Raw genomic sequence first — 5053 nt, 5'->3', positions numbered from 1 at the left:
CTGCGCCGCAAGGCGATCCTGATGGCGAAGGTGCAGGACGAGGCGGGCCACGGGCTGTATCTCTACAGCGCCGCCGAGATCAGCCGCGCCACGCCGAGTCAGTTATCCACAGGGTTGACACCCTACGGGCCGCCGACCGACCATTGAAGTCCAGTAACCGAACGATCGGTCGGTAGGGAGTCGGGATGACGACGGTGGCGGGTGGGACGGGCTCGGCCGGGAGGGATACGGCCGGGACGGCCGAGCGGGCCGAAGAGGCGGCGGACGCGTTCCTGACGGCGTTCGACGCCGCCGTGGCGGCCGATGAGCGCATCGAGCCGCGCGACTGGATGCCGGACGCGTACCGGGCGACGCTGGTGCGGCAGATGGCACAGCACGCGCACTCGGAGATCATCGGCATGCAGCCGGAGGCCAACTGGATCACCCGCGCCCCCTCCCTGCGCCGCAAGGCGATCCTGATGGCGAAGGTGCAGGACGAGGCGGGCCACGGGCTGTATCTCTACAGCGCCGCCGAGACCCTCGGCACCGGGCGGGACGAGCTGCTCGACAAGCTGCACGCGGGCCGCCAGAAATATTCGTCGATCTTCAACTACCCGACGCTGACCTGGGCTGACGTCGGCGCGATCGGCTGGCTGGTGGACGGCGCCGCGATCACGAACCAGGTGCCGCTGTGCCGCTGCTCCTACGGCCCCTACGCGCGGGCCATGATCCGCATCTGCAAGGAGGAGTCCTTCCACCAGCGCCAGGGCTTCGAGCTGCTGATGTCCCTGAGCAAGGGGACACCCGAGCAGCACGCGATGGCGCAGGACGCGGTGGACCGCTGGTGGTGGCCGTCGCTGATGATGTTCGGGCCGCCCGACGACGAGTCCGCCCATTCGGCGCAGTCCATGGCCTGGAAGATCAAGCGGTTCTCCAACGACGAGCTGCGGCAGCGCTTCGTGGACATCTGCGTGCCCCAGGCAGCGGCCCTCGGCCTCACCCTGCCGGACCCCGCTCTCAGGTGGAACGAGGAGAAGGGCGGCCATGACTACGGCGCGATCGACTGGGCGGAGTTCCAGGCGGTCCTGAAGGGCAACGGCCCGTGCAACGAGGAGCGGATCGCGCAGCGCCGCGCGGCCCACGAGGAGGGCGCCTGGGTGCGGGACGCGGCGGCGGCGTACGCCGCGAAGCACGCGGCGGACCGGGACGGGAAGGTGGCGGCATGAGCGGGCAGAGTGAGTGGCCGCTGTGGGAGGTGTTCGTGCGCGCCCGGCGCGGCCTGTCCCACACCCACGCGGGCAGCCTGCACGCGCCGGACGCGGACCTGGCCCTGCGCAACGCGCGGGATCTGTACACACGCCGCGGTGAGGGCGTCTCGATCTGGGTGGTGCCCTCCGCCGCGGTGACGGCCTCGTCGCCGGACGAGAAGGACCCGTTCTTCGCGCCGGCCGCCGACAAGCCGTACCGGCACCCGACGTTCTACGAGATCCCGGACGGGGTGAAGCACCTGTGAGCGCCGCGCTCGCCCTCGGCGACGACGCGCTGGTGCTGTCGCACCGGCTGGGGGAGTGGGCGGGCCACGCGCCCGTACTGGAGGAGGAGGTCGCCCTCGCCAACATCGCGCTCGACCTGCTCGGCCAGGCGAGGACCTTGTTGTCGCTGGCGGGCGACGAAGACGAGTTGGCCTACCTGAGGGAGGAACGCGCCTTCCGCAACGTCCAGTTGGTCGAGCAGCCGAACGGCGACTTCGCGCACACCATGATCCGGCAGCTGTACTTCTCCGCCTACCAGCTCCCCCTGTACCGCGAACTGGCCTCCGGCCGGGGGCCCTTCGCACCGCTCGCGGCGAAGGCGGTCAAGGAGGTGGAGTACCACCTCGACCACGCGCGGCAGTGGACGCTGCGGCTCGGCGACGGCACCGAGGAGAGCCACGAGCGCGCGCAGCGGGCCTGCGACGCGCTGTGGAGGTTCACCGGCGAGCTGTTCCGTCCGGTCGAGGGTCTTGAGGTCGACCCGGCGGCGCTGGAGGCGGAATGGCTCCAGTCGGTGGAGGACGTGCTGCGGCGGGCCACGCTGCGGGTGCCCGAGCGGCCGAGGGCGGGCGGCTGGGCGGCGGGCGCCGGCCGCCAGGGCCTGCACACCGAGCCGTTCGGGCGGATGCTCGCCGAGATGCAGCACCTGCACAGAAGCCACCCGGGGGCGACATGGTGACGCGGACGGCCGCCGAGACGGCGCTGGAGCGGGAGCTGCGCCGCGTCGCGGGCTCCGTACCCGACCCGGAGCTGCCCGTGGTGTCCCTGGCGGAGCTGGGGGTCCTGCGGGACGTGCGGGTGTCGTACGCGGGGGACGGCCACCGGTCGGTGCGTGTCGAGCTGACGCCGACCTACACGGGATGCCCCGCGATCGAGACGATGTCCGACGACATCGAGCGGGTGCTGCACGAGCACGGGCAGCCCGATGTCGCGGTGGTCACGGTGCTGTCCCCGCCCTGGTCGACGGACGACATCAGCGACGAGGGCAGGCGCAAGCTCGCCGAGGCCGGGATCGCTCCGCCCCGATCGCGCGGGAGCGACGGCGTGGTGGCGCTGTCCCTCGCCGTCCGCTGCCCGCACTGCGGCTCCACGGCGACCGAGCTGCTCAGCAGGTTCTCCTCCACCGCGTGCAAGGCGCTGCGCCGCTGCACGGCGTGCGGGGAGCCGTTCGACCACTTCAAGGAGTTGTAGATGTTCCATCCGCTCCGGGTCAGCGAGGTCGAACGCCTCACGGACGACGCCATCGCGCTCAGCTTCGAGGTGCCCCGCGAGCTGCGCGAGGCCTTCCTGCACACGCCCGGCCAGCACATCGCGCTGCGCAGGACGGGCGCGGACGGCGAGGAGATCCGGCGTACGTACTCGATCTGCGCGCCCGCCGGGCCCGAGCCCGCGCTGCGCGTCGGGGTGCGGCTGGTGGAGGGCGGCGCGTTCTCCACGTACGCGTTCAAGGAACTCGCCGTGGGCGACACGGTCGAGGTGATGGAGCCGATGGGCCGGTTCGTGCTGGAGCCGCGGCCCGGGTACTTCGCGGCCGTCGTCGGCGGCAGCGGCATCACCCCGGTGCTGTCGATCGCCTCGACGCTGCTGGCCCGGGAGCCCCTGGCGCGGTTCTGCCTGGTGCGCAGCGACCGTACGGTCGCCTCGACCATGTTCCTCGAAGAGGTCGCCGATCTGAAGGACCGCTACCCCGGCCGGTTCCAGCTGGTCACGGTGGTCTCGCGGGAGGAACAGCAGGCGGGGCTGCCGTCCGGCCAGCTGGACCGGGAGCGGCTGGCGCGGCTGCTGCCTTCCGTGCTGCCGGTCGCGGACGTGGACGGCTGGTTCCTGTGCGGGCCGCTCGGCCTGGTGGCCGGCGCGGACCGGGCGCTGCGCGGACTCGGCGTCGACCGCTCCCGCATCCACCAGGAGATCTTCCATGTGGACGAGGCGGCGTCCGCAGCTCCGGCACGCCCCGCCCCGAGCGCTTCGGGTTCCACGCTCACCGCGACGCTCGGCGGCCGCTCGGGCAGATGGCCGGTCAGGGACGGCGAGCCCCTGCTGGAGACGGTCCTCAGGGCGCGGGCGGACGCGCCGTACGCGTGCCGGGGCGGCGTCTGCGGCACGTGCAGGACGCTCCTAGTCTCGGGCGAGGTGGCGATGGACCGCGACTTCGCCCTGGAACCCGAGGAGAGGGAGGCCGGCTACGTGCTGGCCTGCCAGTCGCACGCGGTCACACCGGAGGTGGAGCTGGACTTCGACCGGTGACGCGGCGCGCCAGGCGGGGGCTTTGCGCGGGGCGGCCCGGAGAGCGACAGCTCGGAGCGACAGCCCGGAGAGCGACGGCTCAGAGGACGGCGGGGGACGAGCCGCCCTCGGAGACCAGGGGCCGGCCGGCGCCGTCCCAGGCCATCATGCCGCCCTCGACGTTGACCGCGTCCACACCCTGCTGCACGAGGTACTGCGTGACCTGCGCGGACCTGCCGCCGGCCTTGCACACGACATACGCGGTGCGGCCGTCAGCCGCTTCGGACACCTCGCCGAAGCGGGCGACGAAGTCGCTCATCGGCACGTGCAGGGCGCCCTCGGCGTGGCCCGCGGCCCACTCGTCGTCCTCCCGGACGTCGATGAGGAGGGCGTCGGCGGGCAGCGCGGTCACGTCGACGGAGGGCAGTGCGGCGAAACTCATGGGTGGCGCTCTCTTTCCGGTTCGGGCCGGTGGTCCTCAGGTCCTTGGGGCCGGCCCTTCGAACCTACTCCACGAGCTGTCCGAGCTCGGCCTCCCGCTCGGCGACCTGGGACAGCAGCTGCTCGGCGATCTCGTCGAGGAGCCGGTCGGGGTCGTCGGGCGCCATCCGGAGCATCGCGCCGATGGCGGACTCCTCCAGATCCTTGGCCAGCAGCGTCAGCAGCTCCTTGCGCTGCGACAGCCATTCGAGGCGGGCGTACAGCTCCTCGCTCTCGGTGAGCGGCGTGGGCGCGGGAGCGGGCCCCGCCTCCCACTCGGCGGCGAGTTCGCGCAGCAGGACCTCGTCGCCGCGCCCGTAGGCGCCGTTGACCCGCGCGATGAACTCCTCGCGCCTGGCCCGTTCACCGTCCTCCTGGGCCAGGTCGGGGTGTGCCTTGCGGGCGAGCTCGCGGTAGAGCTTGCGGGCCTCGTCGCTCGGCCGGACGCGGCGCGGCGGGCGTACGGGCTGCTCGGTGAGCATCGCGGCGGCCTCGGGGGAGAGCCCGTCGGAATCGAGCCAGTCGTTGAAGAGTTCGTCCACACCCGGCATCGGCTGCACCATGCCGCGCGCCTCCCGCGCCTTGCGCAGGTCCTCCGGGTCGCCGCTGATCCGGGCCCTGGCCTCGGCGATCAGGGCGTCCAGCTCATCGAGGCGCGTGTACATGGGGCCGAGCCGCTGGTGGTGCAGCCGTGAGAAGTTCTCCACCTCGATCCGGAACGTCTCAAGGGCGATCTCGAACTCGATGAGGGCCTGCTCGGCCGCCTGCACCGCCCGTTCGAGCCGCGTGCTCTGGGATTCACGTGGTACGTCCTGCGTCACCCGGCCAGCGTAGTGGTC

7 protein-coding genes and 1 pseudogene are annotated in these 5053 nt (G+C 72.3%); 6 read left to right on the top strand and 2 right to left on the bottom strand.

The genetic code is table 11. The annotated features are described in order from the left end of the window. The 6 genes and pseudogenes from LCE31_RS36545 to LCE31_RS36520 all read left to right on the top strand — a co-directional run. Positions 1-78 (top strand): annotated as a pseudogene (locus LCE31_RS36545) (Phenylacetic acid catabolic protein); the annotation flags it as partial. Positions 79-185: 107 nt separating this feature from the next. After that, a complete protein-coding gene (paaA, locus tag LCE31_RS36540; RefSeq protein WP_225022250.1) occupies positions 186-1205 on the top strand; it encodes a 1,2-phenylacetyl-CoA epoxidase subunit PaaA in 1020 nt (339 codons plus the stop codon). After that, a complete protein-coding gene (paaB, locus tag LCE31_RS36535; protein ID WP_225022248.1) occupies positions 1202-1492 on the top strand; it encodes a 1,2-phenylacetyl-CoA epoxidase subunit PaaB in 291 nt (96 codons plus the stop codon). The genes paaA and paaB overlap by 4 nt, the downstream gene beginning before the upstream one ends. Next, positions 1489-2190 carry a 1,2-phenylacetyl-CoA epoxidase subunit PaaC gene (gene paaC, locus LCE31_RS36530; protein ID WP_225022246.1) on the top strand — a complete coding sequence of 234 codons (702 nt, stop codon included), beginning with the start codon at positions 1489-1491 and terminating at the stop codon, positions 2188-2190. The genes paaB and paaC overlap by 4 nt, the downstream gene beginning before the upstream one ends. Then, complete coding sequence (gene paaD / locus LCE31_RS36525) at positions 2184-2702, top strand: 1,2-phenylacetyl-CoA epoxidase subunit PaaD (protein ID WP_225022245.1); 519 nt, start codon at positions 2184-2186, stop codon at positions 2700-2702. Before paaC ends, paaD begins: the two co-directional genes overlap by 7 nt. Next, on the top strand, positions 2703-3755 hold the full coding sequence (locus LCE31_RS36520) for a 2Fe-2S iron-sulfur cluster-binding protein (protein WP_225022244.1): 1053 nt from the start codon (positions 2703-2705) through the stop codon (positions 3753-3755). 79 nt (positions 3756-3834) lie between these two features. Here the strand turns inward: LCE31_RS36520 and LCE31_RS36515 are convergent, their stop codons facing one another. Together LCE31_RS36515 and LCE31_RS36510 are read right to left on the bottom strand one after the other, a co-directional pair. Next, the gene (locus LCE31_RS36515; RefSeq protein ID WP_225022243.1) at positions 3835-4176 is read right to left on the bottom strand and encodes a rhodanese-like domain-containing protein; all 342 of its coding nucleotides are present in this window, start codon (positions 4174-4176) and stop codon (positions 3835-3837) included. 64 nt (positions 4177-4240) lie between these two features. Beyond that, positions 4241-5035, bottom strand: a complete 795-nt coding sequence (locus LCE31_RS36510) for a hypothetical protein (RefSeq protein ID WP_225022252.1) — start codon at positions 5033-5035, stop codon at positions 4241-4243. Positions 5036-5053 lie beyond the last annotated feature (18 nt).

The organism is Streptomyces sp. 8L, from assembly GCF_020176795.1.
GTDB lineage: Bacteria > Actinomycetota > Actinomycetes > Streptomycetales > Streptomycetaceae > Streptomyces.
This window is presented reverse-complemented; position numbering and strand designations above follow the sequence as displayed.